This is a genomic window from Shewanella sp. YQ_9 (assembly GCF_043103185.1).
GTDB classification, from domain to species: Bacteria; Pseudomonadota; Gammaproteobacteria; order Enterobacterales; family Shewanellaceae; genus Shewanella; species Shewanella algae.
Map to the genome: position 1 here is coordinate 44,114 of NZ_JBICJO010000039.1, position 16,404 is coordinate 60,517.

At 52.9% G+C, this 16,404-nt stretch carries 14 protein-coding genes and 4 tRNA genes; 5 read left to right on the forward strand and 13 right to left on the reverse strand.

Annotation, left to right across the window (positions count from 1 at the left end; genetic code table 11):
* Window positions 1–15 precede the first annotated feature (15 nt).
* The 7 genes from hflX to ACF8D4_RS12195 all read right to left on the reverse strand — a co-directional run bounded on the left by hflX (window position 16) and on the right by ACF8D4_RS12195 (window position 7,813).
* Entirely contained in the window at window positions 16–1,323 is a 1,308-nt protein-coding gene (gene hflX, locus ACF8D4_RS12165; protein WP_028779698.1) for a ribosome rescue GTPase HflX, read from the reverse strand.
* Window positions 1,324–1,343: 20 nt separating this feature from the next.
* Window positions 1,344–1,619, reverse strand: coding sequence for an RNA chaperone Hfq (gene hfq, locus ACF8D4_RS12170; RefSeq protein ID WP_025011327.1), 276 nt, complete (start codon window positions 1,617–1,619; stop codon window positions 1,344–1,346).
* Window positions 1,620–1,706: 87 nt separating this feature from the next.
* A complete protein-coding gene (gene miaA, locus ACF8D4_RS12175; protein WP_392465598.1) occupies window positions 1,707–2,633 on the reverse strand; it encodes a tRNA (adenosine(37)-N6)-dimethylallyltransferase MiaA in 927 nt (308 codons plus the stop codon).
* Complete coding sequence (gene mutL / locus ACF8D4_RS12180) at window positions 2,626–4,488, reverse strand: DNA mismatch repair endonuclease MutL (RefSeq protein WP_392465600.1); 1,863 nt, start codon at window positions 4,486–4,488, stop codon at window positions 2,626–2,628. The genes miaA and mutL overlap by 8 nt, the downstream gene beginning before the upstream one ends.
* A gap of 7 nt (window positions 4,489–4,495) precedes the next feature.
* Window positions 4,496–5,821, reverse strand: coding sequence for an N-acetylmuramoyl-L-alanine amidase (locus tag ACF8D4_RS12185; protein ID WP_028779695.1), 1,326 nt, complete (start codon window positions 5,819–5,821; stop codon window positions 4,496–4,498).
* Window positions 5,808–6,290 carry a tRNA (adenosine(37)-N6)-threonylcarbamoyltransferase complex ATPase subunit type 1 TsaE gene (gene tsaE / locus ACF8D4_RS12190; protein ID WP_028779694.1) on the reverse strand — a complete coding sequence of 161 codons (483 nt, stop codon included), beginning with the start codon at window positions 6,288–6,290 and terminating at the stop codon, window positions 5,808–5,810. Before tsaE ends, ACF8D4_RS12185 begins: the two co-directional genes overlap by 14 nt.
* A 38-nt stretch (window positions 6,291–6,328) precedes the next feature.
* On the reverse strand, window positions 6,329–7,813 hold the full coding sequence (locus ACF8D4_RS12195) for an NAD(P)H-hydrate dehydratase (RefSeq protein WP_392468748.1): 1,485 nt from the start codon (window positions 7,811–7,813) through the stop codon (window positions 6,329–6,331).
* A 112-nt stretch (window positions 7,814–7,925) separates the two neighbouring features.
* Between ACF8D4_RS12195 and ACF8D4_RS12200 the strand changes: the two genes are divergently transcribed.
* Window positions 7,926–8,102: a hypothetical protein gene (locus ACF8D4_RS12200; RefSeq protein ID WP_162887874.1), complete on the forward strand. Its 177-nt coding sequence runs from the start codon at window positions 7,926–7,928 to the stop codon at window positions 8,100–8,102.
* 134 nt (window positions 8,103–8,236) lie between these two features.
* Here the strand turns inward: ACF8D4_RS12200 and ACF8D4_RS12205 are convergent, their stop codons facing one another.
* The 6 genes from ACF8D4_RS12205 to orn all read right to left on the reverse strand — a co-directional run bounded on the left by ACF8D4_RS12205 (window position 8,237) and on the right by orn (window position 10,156).
* Window positions 8,237–8,692, reverse strand: coding sequence for a hypothetical protein (locus tag ACF8D4_RS12205; protein WP_025011330.1), 456 nt, complete (start codon window positions 8,690–8,692; stop codon window positions 8,237–8,239).
* A gap of 198 nt (window positions 8,693–8,890) precedes the next feature.
* Window positions 8,891–8,966 (reverse strand) — tRNA-Gly (locus tag ACF8D4_RS12210).
* A gap of 46 nt (window positions 8,967–9,012) precedes the next feature.
* Window positions 9,013–9,088 (reverse strand) — tRNA-Gly (locus tag ACF8D4_RS12215).
* 121 nt (window positions 9,089–9,209) lie between these two features.
* Window positions 9,210–9,285: transfer RNA gene (locus ACF8D4_RS12220), tRNA-Gly, on the reverse strand.
* Between the two features lie 42 nt (window positions 9,286–9,327).
* Window positions 9,328–9,403: transfer RNA gene (locus tag ACF8D4_RS12225), tRNA-Gly, on the reverse strand.
* A 207-nt stretch (window positions 9,404–9,610) separates the two neighbouring features.
* Window positions 9,611–10,156 (reverse strand): oligoribonuclease, encoded by a 546-nt coding sequence (gene orn, locus ACF8D4_RS12230; RefSeq protein WP_025009371.1) that lies wholly within the window; start codon window positions 10,154–10,156, stop codon window positions 9,611–9,613.
* A gap of 112 nt (window positions 10,157–10,268) precedes the next feature.
* On the opposite strand from orn, the gene rsgA reads away from it, so the two are divergent.
* The 4 genes from rsgA (at window position 10,269) to ACF8D4_RS12250 (ending at window position 16,400) form a co-directional block, all read left to right on the forward strand.
* Window positions 10,269–11,333, forward strand: a complete 1,065-nt coding sequence (gene rsgA, locus ACF8D4_RS12235) for a small ribosomal subunit biogenesis GTPase RsgA (protein WP_025009370.1) — start codon at window positions 10,269–10,271, stop codon at window positions 11,331–11,333.
* 31 nt (window positions 11,334–11,364) lie between these two features.
* A complete protein-coding gene (asd, locus tag ACF8D4_RS12240) occupies window positions 11,365–12,228 on the forward strand; it encodes an archaetidylserine decarboxylase (protein WP_025886885.1) in 864 nt (287 codons plus the stop codon).
* Window positions 12,229–12,230: 2 nt separating this feature from the next.
* Window positions 12,231–13,121, forward strand: coding sequence for a DMT family transporter (locus ACF8D4_RS12245; RefSeq protein WP_371874326.1), 891 nt, complete (start codon window positions 12,231–12,233; stop codon window positions 13,119–13,121).
* A gap of 75 nt (window positions 13,122–13,196) precedes the next feature.
* Window positions 13,197–16,400: a mechanosensitive ion channel domain-containing protein gene (locus ACF8D4_RS12250; RefSeq protein ID WP_144216776.1), complete on the forward strand. Its 3,204-nt coding sequence runs from the start codon at window positions 13,197–13,199 to the stop codon at window positions 16,398–16,400.
* Window positions 16,401–16,404: the final 4 nt, after the last annotated feature.

Below are 16,404 nucleotides of genomic sequence, written 5' to 3' on the forward strand. Positions count from 1 at the left end.
GAATAAACGAGATTATTAACAAACTACTTTATCAATCTCGGGTTCGAGGATAAAGGTTTCCAACTCACCTTGACTCTGTTTAACCAGCCGATGCCAGTCCGGCTGTGGTAAACGAATAGACAAGATACAGTTCCCCAGGTCGTCATACTCTTTCTGCTGTATCGCATCCAGTCGATAAAACTGGCCAAGATAATGTCCGGCCATTGCCGGTATTCTCAAGCTAAGCTCAACTATAGTGGCAGCGGTCAGTTGATCCACCGCCTGCTTGAGAAGGTCCAGTCCCAACCCTTTTTGGGCCGAAATCCATACTCTGTATGGCCGGCCTTCGGGGTCGAAATCTATTTTTGGGCCTATCTCTTCCAGCAGATCTATCTTGTTGCAGACCAGAAGCTGCGGAATTTCATCGGCCTCAATCTCTTTGAGCACTTCTTGCACCTGCTCAAAGTTGTCATTCATATTGTCGTCGGCGCAGTCCACCACGTGCAGCAGGAGGTCAGCCTGGCGGGTTTCCTGTAATGTCGCCTTGAACGCCGCCACCAACTCATGGGGCAAATGACGAATAAACCCCACAGTGTCGGCTAAAAATACGGCGCCGTTGTCCAACTCCAGCTTACGCAGCGTCGGATCCAGGGTCGCAAACAACTGATCGGCGGCATAGACCTCCGATGTTGTCAAAGCGTTGAATAGAGTGGACTTTCCGGCGTTGGTATAACCGACCAGTGACACAGTAGCCAAGTCGCTTCGCTGTCTGGCCCGGCGACTTTGTTCCCGCTGTTTGTCCACTTTTTCCAAACGACGATTGATGGACTTGATCCGCCCCCGCAGCAATCGCCGGTCAGTTTCCAGCTGGGTTTCCCCGGGGCCGCGCAAACCTATCCCGCCCTTTTGACGTTCAAGGTGAGTCCAGCCCCGTACCAGGCGAGTCGACATGTGGCGCAACTGCGCTAGCTCCACCTGCAACTTACCCTCATGGGTACGGGCCCGCTGAGCAAAGATATCGAGGATAAGCGTGGTTCTGTCCAACACCCGGCATTGACACAGGATTTCAAGATTTCTTTCCTGTGCAGGACTCAATGCGTGGTTGAAGATCACCACATTTGCCTCGGTCGCAGCTACCAAAGCTGCCAGTTCTTCCGCCTTTCCCGTCCCCAAGAAAAACTTGCGGTCAGGTGCCCGGCGGCTTCCTGTTATCACCCCTACCGAACGTGCTCCAGCCGAATCGACCAAGAGTTGCAATTCGAGAAGGTCTTCCCGACTGTCTTCGTCGGAAAAGTCGATATGAACAAGTACTGCAGTTTCTCCCGCCTCATAGCGATCAAACAAGAAGTGAACTCCTTAACTTATTACTGTTCGCTGCTATCATCATGCTGCGAGTTATAGCCCTGCTGGCCGCCACCCTGGTGATTGCTCACATTGAATGGACGAGAAGGCACAACAGTCGAAATGGCATGCTTATATACCATCTGGCTAACCGTGTTTTTCAGCAAGATAACGAACTGGTCAAAAGATTCCACCTGTCCCTGCAACTTGATACCGTTGACCAGGTAGATGGAAACAGGAACGCGCTCACGGCGTAGTGCGTTCAGAAATGGGTCTTGTAAAGATTGCCCCTTAGCCATGTTTTTATTTCCTTTTTTTAATTTATATAAAATCTAACAAAAAGCTTTCTTGTTCGGTTTGAGTATTATACAGCAAGGGCTATTAAGCTAGCGGCAGTGGCGTATAAGCTGAACTATATTCCCTTGCGCCCCGCTCTCCAGCCAATTCAACTCTGGCCATCCTCGCAACCATGTTAATTGACGCTTTGCCAATTGCCTAGTAGCAGCGACGGCTTTTTCGACCATAGTATCATGGTCAAATTCACCCTCCAGATATTGCCAACACTGACGATATCCAACACAGCGCATAGAGGGCATATCCAGGTGCAGATCGCCCCTTTGCTTCAGCTTGGCCACTTCGTCTGTGAATCCGGCCTGCAGCATCTGCTTAAATCTTGTCTCAATCAGCCCATGCAGCGTCTTGCGCTCCTGTGGCGCAATGGCAAACTGCACCACATCATAGGGAAGCTCTGGAGATTTGGATTGAGTCAGCTCAGTTAAACTCTTACCGCTGATACGATATACCTCCAGTGCCCGAGCCAGTCGCTGTGGGTCATTGGGATGAATGCGTGCGGCCGAAACCGGGTCAATCCGCGCCAACTCCTGATGCAGCATTTGCCAGCCTTGCTGCTCGGCTTCCTGCTGTATCTGAGCCCTTATCCCCTCATCGGCACTGGGAAGTGGCGATAAGCCTTCCAATAATGCTTTAAAATACAACATGGTACCACCCACCAAAAGCGGGGTTTTTCCCATGCTGATTATCTGCTCAATCTCCCGCAGACAATCGCTGCGAAAATCGGCAGCTGAATAACTTTCGCGGGGATCGCGGATATCTATCAGCCTGTGCGGCCCGCGAGCCAGCTCTTCCGCGCTGGGCTTAGCCGTGCCTATATCCATTTCCCGATAGATAAGTGCCGAATCTACCGAGATGATCTCGCAGTTGTGATGTTCGGCGAGTTCCAGCGCCAACGCTGTTTTTCCTGAGGCAGTGGGCCCCATCAATGTCAGCACTCTTGGCTGTTTCGCCTTACTCACTGCCTTCTTCTTCCAACCATTGCTGCCAGGGCAATACCTTGGCCAGCTGTAAAATTTCTTGTCGAGCTTGCTCGTCCAATGCAGAGATCCCCTGCCATATCAATGGTGCCGAAACAAAGCTACTTAAGCTGCTCTGCGCCAGCCAATTAGCCAAGGCCGCTTCCTGGGGCTGCTCAAATCTGAGCCATTGCAGCAGCTCAGGGATCAAACTCGCCAGCTGCGTGTCCCTCAGATATGGGGGCACTTTTTTGATTATCAACTGCGAATGACGAATACTGAGATCCAGCCCTAGCTGCCTCAGCAGAGTCGCCCTTTCCTCCAGCAATACCGGCCATTCAGGGTCGGCATCCACAGCAACCGGCATCAACAGGGGCTGACCAGTCAGCCCGGTAGGGATGCGAGCGATAATCTCAATATATCTCAATCGCTTGGCAGCAGCTTTCACCTTGAGCAGTTTAAGTTGCTCATCTTCGACCAACACCCAATGCTCGCCATCCAGCAGAGGCGGCATGACGGTCATCTTAGCTTCTGGGCTTGCTTCATTGACCACGCCAGGCGTCGACAATAAAGCGCCATAACTGCTGATGGCCGACTTGGACGGGGCAGCGGCTCCCTGACGGGGATTGCCCCCAGAATATGAACCCGATGCCTTGCCACCTAAAGGGGCGTTGCCGCTATATTGGCTTTGATATCCAGCGCTGCCGCCGCTTGACTCGGGCTCGCGAAAACTCGGCTCGGCACGGCTGCTATCTGTCGTCCCACCTTGGGTGAAGCTTGTGCCAGCGGCGTCTGAACGCGCGTCAATGGCCGCAGCATAATCTGTTTGGCTTAAATGCGGATTAACGTCATCGACCGGCAGTTGCTGCGCTTGCTGCAGGGCAGAGCTCAAGGCCTGCAGAATATAATCGTGCACATATCTGGCCTGATGGAAACGCACCTCATGCTTGGCCGGGTGCACATTGACATCTACCTGGTGGGGATCCAGCTCCAGCATCAGCACATAGCCTGGTTGTTCCAACTCGGCCAAACCGGCAAAGGCTTGCCTGACCGCATGGTTCATCAAACGGTCTCTGACCAGGCGGCCATTGACATAAAAATAGTGAGTATCACAAGGCTCAACTTGCCAGGGTGACTGCAGGTAGCCACTGAGGCGCATGTCGTCATGCTGACATTCCACCTTCAACGCCTGCTCGGCAAACGGACGACCACAAACCTGAGCCAGACGCTGCAGATATTGGGCTTCATTCTCTGCCGGACGATAGTTGCGCACCTGTTTGCCATTGTGTTTCAAAGTCAGGTGAATTTCCGGCCTAGCCAGCGCAATCCTTTTCAGCCACTCATCGATATGGGTGAATTCTGTCTTGTCACTCTTGAGGAAACGTCTGCGCGCCGGGGTATTGAAGAAGAGATCGACCACTTCAATACTGGTACCCACTGGATGAGCCGCAGGCAGTATCTTGACCCCCATATCCGCGCCTTCGGCGTAAGCAAGCCAGGCCTCGGATTGTTCGGCCGTGCGAGATGTCAGGGTCAGACGGGAAACCGAACTGATACTGGCCAGCGCCTCGCCTCGAAAGCCAAAGCTGAGAATGGCTTCAAGATCGTCCAGTGTATGCACCTTGGAAGTGGCGTGACGGGACAGCGCCAGTGCCAGTTCCTCCTTGGCGATACCGCCGCCATTGTCCTGAATTCGAATAAGCTTGGCGCCGCCCTTATCGATTTCAATATCGACTCGGGTTGCACCGGCATCCAGGCTGTTTTCCACCAGCTCCTTCACGACGGAGGCCGGCCTCTCTACCACTTCGCCCGCCGCAATCTGGTTGGCCAGTTGTGGGGGTAATATCTGAATTGCCATTTCTTCCTCAGGCTCTGGGGATAACCAGTTGCTGACCTATACGCACTACATCCGATTTCAGGTTATTGGCTTTCTTGATATCGGCCACCGACACCTCATAACGATTGGCGATTACCGACAGAGATTCACCTCTGACAACCTTGTGTTTAATCACGCCCTGTTTGGCCAGCATGGTACCGGCCGGCGGATTGGCTTCAAAATACTTGAGCACGCCTTTATGAATCGCCTTGGCCAGCTTGTCCTGATGGTTGGCATTACTGAGCAACTTCTCTTCCTGAGGGTTGGAGATAAAACCAGTCTCCACCAGAATGGACGGGATATCCGGCGACTTGAGTACCGCCAGGCTCGCCGACTCGGGCTTGTGCTTGTGCAGTTTGGTCACCTTACCCAAACCAGAAAGTATGTCGCTGGCCACTGTGTGACTCATCGCCATGGATCTATCCATCGACATATCCAGCAAGGTCATCGCCAGATACTGTTCATTATCGGTATTTTGAATAATCTCACCGGCACCGCCGAGCAGCTCTGAATGTTTCTCTTTCTGCTCCAGCCAGCGGCCGATCTCGGTATTGGCTCTGCGCATGGAGAGCACCCATACAGAGGCGCCTCTGGGCTGAGGTGAAGTAAAGGCATCGGCGTGGATTGAGATCAGCAGATCGGCCTTACTCTGACGCGCCAGTTCCGAGCGACGGTTCAGGTTAACAAAGTAGTCACCGGTGCGAATCATCACGGCTTTAAGTCCGGGAGTCGCGTTGATTTTCTGCTCGACTCGCTTGGCAATCGCCAGTGAGACCTTTTTCTCGTACAAACCGGAAGGCCCGATAGAGCCAGGGTCATCACCACCATGACCGGCATCGATGGCAATAATCACATCCCGCACCGCTTCAGTGGCTGTCGGGGTTACCCTGGCTTTGGCCGAAGTGCTCTTGTCATCGAGATCCACCACCAAACGGTTGCCGTATGGTGCAGTTGGCGGCAGGGAGAACAGATTGGCCTTAGCGGCCCGCTTGAGATCTATGACCACCCGCAAGGTGCCTTTCTCCGGCGGCTGGCTCAAGCGCACCCTTTTGACCAAGGGGCTGTTGTTTTCAACTTTTTCCAGCTTGACGCCATTGGTGCTCTTTTTCAGATCCACCACAAGTCTGTCAGGGTTGCTCAGTGTGAAATAGCTGTAATCAGGCGCCTGGCTTAAGTCAAATACCACCCGGGTAGACTCAGGCGCCGCCCAAATACGCACACCGTCGAGTTTATTGGCTGCCCAAGTTGGCGCCGCCATTACCCAACAGATAACAAAAAAAGTCAGTTTAAATAAGATGTTATTAGTCTTTACCATTGTTTGTTATTTTTCTTAATAGCACCTTACCCTTGTCGGAACCGGCTTGCAGAGAGACTTCGCGACCAGTATTAGCATACTTGATATGCAGATGTATATCGGCAGCAGGCAAGCACCCCATTCCCTGTTCCGGCCATTCAATAATGCAAAGGCTGCGCTCGTTGAAGTAATCCCGGATCCCCATAAACTCCAGTTCTTCAGGGTCGCTGAGTCGATAAAGGTCGAAATGATATACTTCGATTCCTTCAAGCTCATAAGGTTCCACGAGTGTATAGGTCGGACTCTTAACCGCACCTTGATGACCCAAGGCTTGAATTAAACCACGGCTGAAAGTCGTTTTGCCGGCACCAAGTTCTCCGGTCAGATAAATGGTCAGCGGCGCACTGATCAAGGCCGCCAATTGCCGCCCGAAGGCGACAGTTTGAGTCTCATCTGCCAATTGCAGAGTCAAGCTATGTTCGATAGTCATTTAAGTGAGGATCCACGCCTTACATTGGCCCATTAAGCTTACAAGTCAGTGTTTACCAGATGGCGGATCCAGGGCATAAGATCGCTGGCGAGCATGCCTCTCTCCCCATCACGGGCAGCAAGATCGGCAGCGCCGCCGTGAACTATCACGCCTGCCACAGTCGCGCGGGTGTTGTCCAGCCCCTGAGCCATCAGCGCGCCGATTATACCAGATAACACATCGCCGCACCCACCGCTGGCGAGCCCGGGATTCCCCACAGGGGCAACAAACAGCTGTTTACCATCATAAATGAGAGTACCCGCGCCCTTGAGCAGTACCACACCACCATATTGAGCCTGCAGCTTTCTAACCGCTGCAAACCTGTCGGCTTCGACATCAGCAGTATCCGTTGCCAGCAACCTGGCGGCTTCCCCCGGATGAGGGGTCAGAACCCGATTGTCCTGGGAGCGTTTTTCCTGGCTCAAGAGATTGAGCGCATCGGCATCCAGCACGCAGGGCTTATCGCTCAGGCTGACCGCCTTGAACAGATTGTATCCCCAGTCGGCGCGGCCAAGCCCTGGCCCCAACACCAGTACCTGTGCCCAGCCAAGGCGCAAATAAACCTCCATATCCACCAATTCACAGCCCCAGAACATCAGTTCCGGCCTGTTGGCATTGACCGTGAGCTGATGCTCCGGCCGGCTCACCACAGTGACCAAACCGGCGCCGGCCCTGAGACAGGCTTCGCCCGCCAACCTGACTGCCCCCCCCATGCCATAATCGCCGCCTATAACGGTGACCTTGCCCGATTTGCCCTTGTGGCTGTCCCTGGGGCGGGCATCGAAAAGCCCCTTGAGGTACTCAGCGCCGACTCTGACCACATCCGATGGTGGCAGGAATTCACTCAGCCCCAAGTCAACAAAATGCAGTTCGCCGCAGCAGTGCCTGGCCCTGCCGGTCAGTAGCCCTTGCTTAAGGGCCGCAAAACAGAGTGTCTGCTCGGCTTCGACTGCCGCCCCTAGAGCTGCGCCGGTATCGGCATCTATACCGGAAGGCAAATCCAGACTCAGCACCTTGGCCCGCGCGGCATTTATCCGGACTATCATGACGGCGGCTTCCGGCCGGACATCGCCCTTGAGGCCGGTTCCCAACAGGCCGTCCACTATCCAATCATATTCGGCTGCGGTTATCTCTGATACCTGAGCCACCTTCGGCGCGGATTGCTGTAACTTATTCCAGGCTTGCTGCCACTCGGTACTGGGCTGACTGGCGGGAAAGATAAACAGGCTGGCGTTGAAACCCGAGTTCAATAACCAGCGCAAACAAACCAAAGCATCGGCGCCGTTGTTTCCCTGCCCGGCAATGACCAGTACCCGGCTGCCTTGAGTCAGCTTGGCCGCCAATAACTCAAAGGCGGCTTTCCCTGCCCGCTCGACCAACTCATAGAGGCTGCCCTGTCCGGCTGCCACCCAGTCCAATTCGGCCTGGCGCACGGCTTTGGCGCTATACAGCTGACGGGGCATATCTGACAAATCCTGGGCCATATCGATTCTCCTATCTCCTGACTGACAGATACTGATGACTTGTTAACTCGAAAAAATCCACTCGTTCACTAAACTTATGCTGTGGCAAAGGATGCCGGAAGGAAGCACAGGGATGATACTGCTGACACTGCTTATTTTAATACTCTGCGTATTACTGCTGGGATTACCCCTTAACGGGGCATTTCCCTGGTTCTGGCTCCTGGCTCTCTGCGCCTTATTGGTCGCCGTTGGCATCTTTCGGGCGCTGACACTACCGATAAAAAATCAGCATAAAGACTGTGATGATTGATAACACACTAGCAGTAAAGTCAGTGAGTATTTATGACTTGAATCAGAAACAAGTTGATAAAAAATGAAAAAGCCCGGTCTGGGCCGGGCAGAACTAACGGCAGACCCAAGCAGATCCGCCAAGTCTGGGAGACGTTAAATATCGTCCATACGTATGGTACTGTGCACCAGTCGTTGCTGCTGGATCTTCTCGACCCGCACCAAATCCTCCAAAGCCCCTTTTACCTCGGCCGAAGCCGACGAACCGGCAGTTTTTTCCAGTAAGGCAATCAAGCGGTTTTCCAGATCCAGATGCAGATTCAGCACATCATCCTCTGTCATATTGGCCGCCAGCATGGTATCGCGGCAGCGTTTGCCAAAGTCCTCAAACACAATGTCTTTGTACCAGGTATCGAGGATCTTGTTTGGCGCATCATCGATATAGTCTTCGAGAGTTTCAGCAATATGTTTCTGATGCTGTTCAAAATATTCCAGCATTAGTTTGACCCTGGATGAGTCGGCCTGAGTGTGTAATCTATGATAGAGCTGAGCCATATCAAGACGACATTTCGCTATAAATTCAAGGAGTTCACGTAACTGTTGAATACGCATCTGCCTATCTCCATTCTTCTGCCGTCAACGGCACAATTCAATTCGGTATGGAGACATTATGGAAGTAAAAAAGGTGGGAATATTTGAACAAGGTCATAAATCAGTGCTTACAAATGTCGCTACATTAGACAAAACGCAAGAAACCTGCGGCAGATCACGAAAAGCACTTTTTAAGAATTTTGAGGGGGAAATAAAGATTGGAGCGACATATCGGGTTCGAACCGATGACCTGTACCTTGGCAAGGTACCGCTCTACCAACTGAGCTAATGTCGCATTGCAATAATGCATCCACCTTTAAAGACAGTGGGAGTCTGGAATTTGGAGCGACATATCGGGTTCGAACCGATGACCTGTACCTTGGCAAGGTACCGCTCTACCAACTGAGCTAATGTCGCATCGCTTGTTTGCTGCATCATCCGAGCTGATAATCAACAAAGGTACCGACCTCTGTTTTATCAACTGAGCTAATGTCGCATCACTTAAGTCCACATTTAAAGACCGTGGGCGTCTGGAATTTGGAGCGACATATCGGGTTCGAACCGATGACCTGTACCTTGGCAAGGTACCGCTCTACCAACTGAGCTAATGTCGCATCACTTAAGTCCACATTTAAAGACAGTGGGTGTCTGGAATTTGGAGCGACATATCGGGTTCGAACCGATGACCTGTACCTTGGCAAGGTACCGCTCTACCAACTGAGCTAATGTCGCATCACTTATCAGCTTCATCATCTAAATTGACAATCAACAAAGGTACCGACCTTCTGTTTTATCAACTGAGCTAATGTCGCATCAAACTGTCAAACTCTTACCACTTTACCTATTCACACTGGTTACCACCAGCGGAAAGGTGAGGCCGCATTATATGGAAATTTCCATCTGCTGCAACCCCCTGAAACAGATTTATCTACCGATCGCTCAAATTTTAAATACCCGCTCACGATAGAATTTCAGCTCGGCGATCGACTCCTGAATATCCATCAAAGCCTGGTGAGTATTTTGCTTTTTGAAATCCTTCATGATTTCCGGCTGCCAACGCTTGGTGAGTTCCTTAACCGTACTGACATCGATATTGCGGTAATGGAAGTAATCTTCCAGCTCACGCATATACTTGTTCAGAAAGCGTCTGTCCTGACCAACACTGTTGCCACACATGGGGGACACGCCTTTAGGCACGTACTGGCTCAAAAAAGCTATGGTCTCGGCTATGGCGTCAGCCTCTGTGTGTTTCGAAGCTTTCACCCGCTCAATTAGCCCGGAAGCGCCATGATGTTGTTGATTCCAATCATCCATGGCAGCCAACACTTCATCGCTCTGGTGAATCGCTATCACAGGCCCTTCACCGATAATGTTCAGCTCCTTGTCTGTAACCAAGGTGGCTATTTCCAGTACTCTATCGGTTTCAGGCTCCAGCCCGGACATCTCGAGATCTATCCAAATCAGGTTATTTGCATCCGCAACCATAGCTCAGCCTATCGCTCCTGTTCGCCTAAATTCAGGCTTTTTTGTTTAAGACCGTGTATCATACTGCTTTTTGCCAAGACACAAAATCACCTTATACCGCGAAGAACAGCCTGTGAGTAAAAAGAAACCATTGAGTCATGGCCAACTGCGCCGTATGAAAGCCAATCATCAGAAGCGTCTGCAACGTGGAAAAAACGCTACAGAGGCCGCTCCTGAAATACAGGATAGCTCACTCGGCCCCGAGCTGGAGGCCACGGTTATTTCCCGTTTCGGTCAGCATGCCGATATTGAAACCCATGATGGCCAACTGGTTCGTTGTAATCTTCGCCGCACCATAGGCAGCCTGGTTACCGGCGATAAAGTAGTGGTACGCCTGGCGACCGATCCGCAAACTACTGTCGCCGGTGTGGTTGAAGCCGTCCACCCGCGTAGCTCGTCACTGACCCGGCCCGATCTCTATGATGGCGTTAAAGTCATTGCCGCCAATATAGATCAAATTTTTATAGTGTCATCTGTGCTGCCGAGCTTTACTACCCAGATTATTGACCGCTATCTGGTGGCGGCTGAAGACACAGAGATCCCGCCGGTGATCATTCTCAACAAGGTCGACTTGCTGGACGAGACTCAGGCTGTTGAAGTGGAAACGGCTCTGGCCCGTTACCGCGCTATCGGCTACCCGGTCTATAAAGTCAGCAGTAAAACCGCTGAAGGGATAGAGCAACTGAAAACCCTGTTGCAAGGCAAAACCAGTGTATTTGCCGGGCAATCCGGGGTAGGTAAATCGTCTATTGTCAATGCCCTGCTGCCACAGGCGCAGTTACAAACCGGGGAAGTCTCGGAAAACTCAGGCCTGGGTCAGCACACTACCACCACGGCCAAACTGGTTCACCTTCCCAGCGGCGGCGATCTGATTGACTCTCCAGGAGTTCGCGAATTTGCCCTCTGGCACTTACCTGCCGACCGTGTCGGCTGGTGCTTCGTGGAGTTCAGGGATTTTCTCGGCGGCTGTAAATTCCGCGATTGCAAGCATCTGGACGATCCCGGCTGCGCATTGCGTAAAGCGGTAGAGGAAGGCAAAATTGCCGAAGACAGATTCAACAATTATCACAGAATTATCACCAGTCTGGATGAACAGCGTCACGCCCGCCATTTCCGCGCCGGCATGGACGACATTTAAGCTGGCAAAGCCCATTTGAAGGAAGCAAAAATTGGATAAAGTGAAGATTGCACTGCAGTACATGCTGCCAAAACACCTGTTGTCCCGCCTGGTCGGGAAACTGGCAGCGGCCGAAGCCGGCAAGCTGACCACCTGGGCTATTCGCTGGTTTATCAAACAGTACAAGATAGATATGTCAGAAGCGGCCCAGAGCGAGCCTGAAGCCTACAAAAGCTTCAACGCTTTTTTCACCCGCGCCCTGAAAGACGGCGTTCGCCCTCTGCATCAGGACGCAGAATATATAGTGCACCCGGTCGATGGCGCCGTGAGTCAGTGTGGCCCCATTGAAGACGGCCGCATTTTTCAAGCCAAAGGTCACCACTATTCGGCTCTGACTCTGCTGGGCAATCAAGCCAAAGACGCAGAACGCTTCGAAGATGGTGACTTTGCTACCATTTATTTGGCGCCCAAGGACTATCACAGAATCCATATGCCCATCAAAGGCACGCTGTCGAAAATGACTTATGTGCCCGGCGAACTCTTCTCGGTCAATCCGTTGACCGCCCGCAATGTACCCGGGCTGTTTGCCCGTAACGAGCGAGTGGTAGCCATATTCGAAACCGAGATTGGCCCCCTGGCCATGGTATTGGTCGGCGCCACCATAGTGGCCAGTATAGAAACCGTTTGGGCCGGCACTGTCACACCGCCGACAGGCAAACGCGTCTTTACCTGGGAATACCCCACCACTGGGCCGGATGCGATCACATTGGAGAAAGGTGCCGAGATGGGCCGCTTCAAATTGGGCAGTACCGTGGTCATGCTGTTTGCCAAGGACGCCTTGGATGAATTTGCCGATGGTGTTGAGCCAGGTGCAGTGACCCGTATGGGTGCACCTTTTGCCAAAATAGAGGACTGAACTTGTCTGCCAAGGGGCAAGCTCGTACAGGCCTGACAGAACTGCATCTGGCGGTACTCCTGTTCGGGGGAACCGCCCTGTTCTCCCGGCTTATTCCCTTGAGCGCCCTCGATATCACTCTGCTGCGCTGCGTTATCGCCGCCATAGTTCTGGCGCTGCTGGTTAAACTCAGCCGTCAGCGCCTGCGCTTGCTGCGCGGCAAAGATTACCTTATTGCCCTGTTACTTGGAGTGATTGTCAGCCTCCATTGGGTGACCTACTTTGCGGCGATGCAACTCTCCTCTGTCGCCATCGGCATGATAGCCTTTTTCACCTATCCCGTGATGACAGTGCTGATCGAACCCTGGTTTACCGGCAGTCGCTTGCACCTCAGAGACATTGCCAGCGGTTTGGCGGTGCTGCTGGGGGTGATTCTGCTGATCCCCGAGCCATCATTGGGCAACGACGTTACCCTTGGGATCCTGGTTGGCGTTGTTTCCGCCATCTTGTTCACCGCCCGTAACCTGTTGCACAAACGCTACTTCACCGCCTACAGCGGCCAGCAGGCGATGTTTTATCAAACCGCGGTAGCAGTGCTGGTGTTGGCTCCATGGCACAATCCTGATGTCGGTGACATCAGCAACCAAACCTGGGGATTGCTGCTGCTTTTGGGAGTCGTCTTTACCGCGGCGCCCCATGCCTTGTTTACTTCGGCACTCAGATACCTGAGTGCCAAGACTGTCGGTTTGGTTGCCTGTTTACAACCCTTCTATGGCGCCATGCTCGCCTGGTTGCTACTGGATGAATCGCTGACTCTGGCAACCGCTATCGGTGGCACTTTGGTGGTGGCTACCGCCTTGTTTGAAACATCACAGAGTCACAAATCACAAGCCCCGAAAAAGAACCTTGGCTGACATATCAAAACCCGCTTAACTTAGCTAATATGAGCTGTCGATTAACTCTTTGAATTTAGCTCTTTGAATTTAACTATGGTTCGAGCCTGCCTTCTGCTGTTCTGTCTATTTATCGCCTCCGCCCAGGCCAACTCGCCACTGGGGTTGGATAAACGTCTGGGTCTCAACCAACAAAACACTGAAACCCTGTCGCAGGAGCAACAACTGGCGCAGCTGGAAAAGAGCATTCAGCAGCTTGCCGACACCAACCGCAGTTATCAGGAACTGCAACTCAATTTCGAAAGCCGGCGCCAGCATCTTTATGATCAGTTGCAGGAAGCCGCCGCGCCACTTAAGCCCGAACTCCATCAGGATCTGGATCAGCAGGCCTCCATGGCCTACCTGCGTCTTTCCGAACTGAAAGAGAGTGAAACCAGCCTAAGCCAGGCCAACAGCGCCATGCTCAAGCGCCACAGCGAGTTACCTGCCGAAATAGTCAAAATCAGACAGGCACTGCTGCAACAGCAAAAGGCCCAGGCAGTGACCACTGACAATGCCACCAAAGAGCTGCAACAGGCACAGCTATTATTGCTGGAACAACAGCTCACCACGCTGGAAAGCGAACTGGCAGTCAGCCAACAAAAGCGCGAACTGCATCAGTTACAACTGCAACTGGTACGCAAGCAGTTGCAGCAACAAGAACTGCTTATCGAACAGCTTAACCGCGCCATTACCGATGCCAGGCAGCAGCAGGTCAATGCCACACTGGCCGAAACCCTCAATGCCGAGGCTGATGGCCGCGATCGCCTGACCACAGAGCTGAGTCTGGCCAACCAGAGATATGGCCAGCAATTGCAGCTACTGACGGAGCAGACCGCGCAGACCATAGCCCTGCAAGAACAAGCGGAGAAGCTGGATCAGTCCCACAGCAAGCAACTGGACAACATCAAGGAGCAGATAAGCTGGGTCAAGATGAACCCGGTTTTCGGTGAGCGCTTTTTGCAGATCCTGCAGTCACTGCCAAAGCCCCCCAACCAAGAACACCTGCAGACCCAGATAGCCGATGCCAGACTCAATCGCTATCAGATTGAGCAGCAGTTTGCCGCCAATGAGCAACTGCTAACGACCCAGGCCTACAGCAATGAATCTCAGCTGCGGCTGCTTGAGTCGCAACAGGCTTTGCTGAATCAACTATTGAAAGGCTATGACACTTATCTCAGTGAACTGGCCAAGCTCAAGAGCAAATATGAGCTGCTCACCGACAGCTACCAGAGGCTCAAGTCCACCCTCAATGAACACCTGTTCTGGGTACCCAATGCCTACAGCATCAGCAAGCTGTGGCTGACGGATCTGCAGCGCTCCAGTCTCTGGCTCTGGCAACAAACCAGTCTGCCTGAGATAAAGCAGGGACTGACCGAACTGAGTCCATACTGGTCCTGGTGGATCATCCTGGTGGTGTTGTGTCTGGTGGCCCAGGATATTCTCACCCCCAGATTCAAGACCATGATGCGCGAATGTGAGGCGCCGGTCGGCAAGGTGACCCAGGACAAGTTCATCTACACCATCCAGACATTAGTGATCAGCGCCGGTTACAGTCTATTCAAACCCTTTCCCATAGTGGCTGCCGGCTTAATCATGCTGCAGTCAGACAGTAATCCCATTCAGGCCATAGGCATGGGTGTACTGGCCATAGGCAGCCTGTACCAGCTCTATCGCTTCATCTATCTGCTGGCGCTGGACAAGGGCCTGCTCATAGGCCATTTCAAACGGCCGCAAGAGGTGATCCGTCAAGGCCAACAGCGTTTTCGCCGCTTTGTCATCATGGCCATGCCTCTGGTGGGCGTCATGGGCTTTACCGAAATTCTCGACTCCTCTCTGGTGCGCAACAGCATAGGCCGCGGTGCCTTTATTCTGTTCTGTATCATGCTGTTTATGCTCTATCGGGACGTACTGACTCTGTCCCGTCGCTACCGTGAAAGCCATCTGGACGACAAGAACAAGCGCCTGCTGCAAAAGCTGCTGTGGCTGCTGCTGTTGCTGGTGCCGCCACTGAGCGCCGTGTTGGCATTCAGGGGCTACTATTTCACCGCCTTCCAGATGCTGCTGCAGCTGCAGCTTTCTTTACTGCTGGGACTCGGCTTCCTGTTGCTGTACCAGTTGCTGAAACGTTGGATGTTGATTGAAAGGCGCCGCATCGCCTTCGATCGCGCCAAGGCCCGCCGAGCCGAGCGTCTGGCGCAGCGGGAAAAAGGCGATACCTCATCGGGCACCAACGATCATCAGGACACCTATGAAGAGCCGGTAGTCGATTTGGAAACCATGTCCAGCCAATCACTGGGTTTGGTGAGATCCCTGCTGCTGCTGGCGTTTCTGGCCTGTTTGGTCGGCCTGTGGACCCAAACCCACACCGCCCTGTTCAGCTTCCTCGACGGCATTACTCTTTGGACAACAACGACTACCGGGGTAGGCGGAGTCGAGCAGCCTCTGCCCATCACCATGAAGTCGCTGGTATTTGGCGCCATTGTGGTCGGCTTTTCCATGATGATAGCCACCAATCTGCCCGGCCTGTTGGAGCTGACTGTGCTGCAAAAGCTGGATCTCACCCCGGGAACCGGCTTTGCCATCACCACTGTGACCCGTTACCTGGTGGTCTTTATCGGTATCGTCATCGGCTTTGCCACCCTGGGGATGGAGTGGTCCAAGCTGCAATGGTTGATTGCGGCCTTGACTCTGGGTCTGGGTTTTGGTCTGCAGGAGATCTTCGCCAACTTTATCTCGGGCCTTATCATACTGTTTGAAAAGCCGGTGCGTATCGGCGATACCGTCACTATTCGTGAGCTCACAGGCACGGTTTCCAAGATCAAAATTCGCGCAACCACCATCATAGATTGGGACAGGAAAGAGATTATCATCCCCAACAAGGCCTTTATCACAGAGCAGTTAATTAACTGGTCGCTGTCAGATCCCATTACCCGGGTGATCATCTATGTTTCGGTCGCCAGGGATTCAGATCCTGCCCGGGTGGAGGCCGCGCTCTATCAGGCAGTGAAAGAGTGTGAAAACGCACTGGAAACCCCTGAGCCGGAAGTCTGGTTTGCCGGTTTCGGCAAGCACACTCAGGACTATGAAGTCAGGGCTTACGCCAAAGATATGTCTTCCCGCTGGCCGCTGCGCCACGATCTGCACAAGCGGATCAGCAAGAAGCTCAAGGAGAACCAGCTGGAGCTGGCTTACCCTCAGTTGGAAGTGCATATCAGCAACACGCACAACAAAGACACCAGCGGTATTATCAGAGGTTAATCGC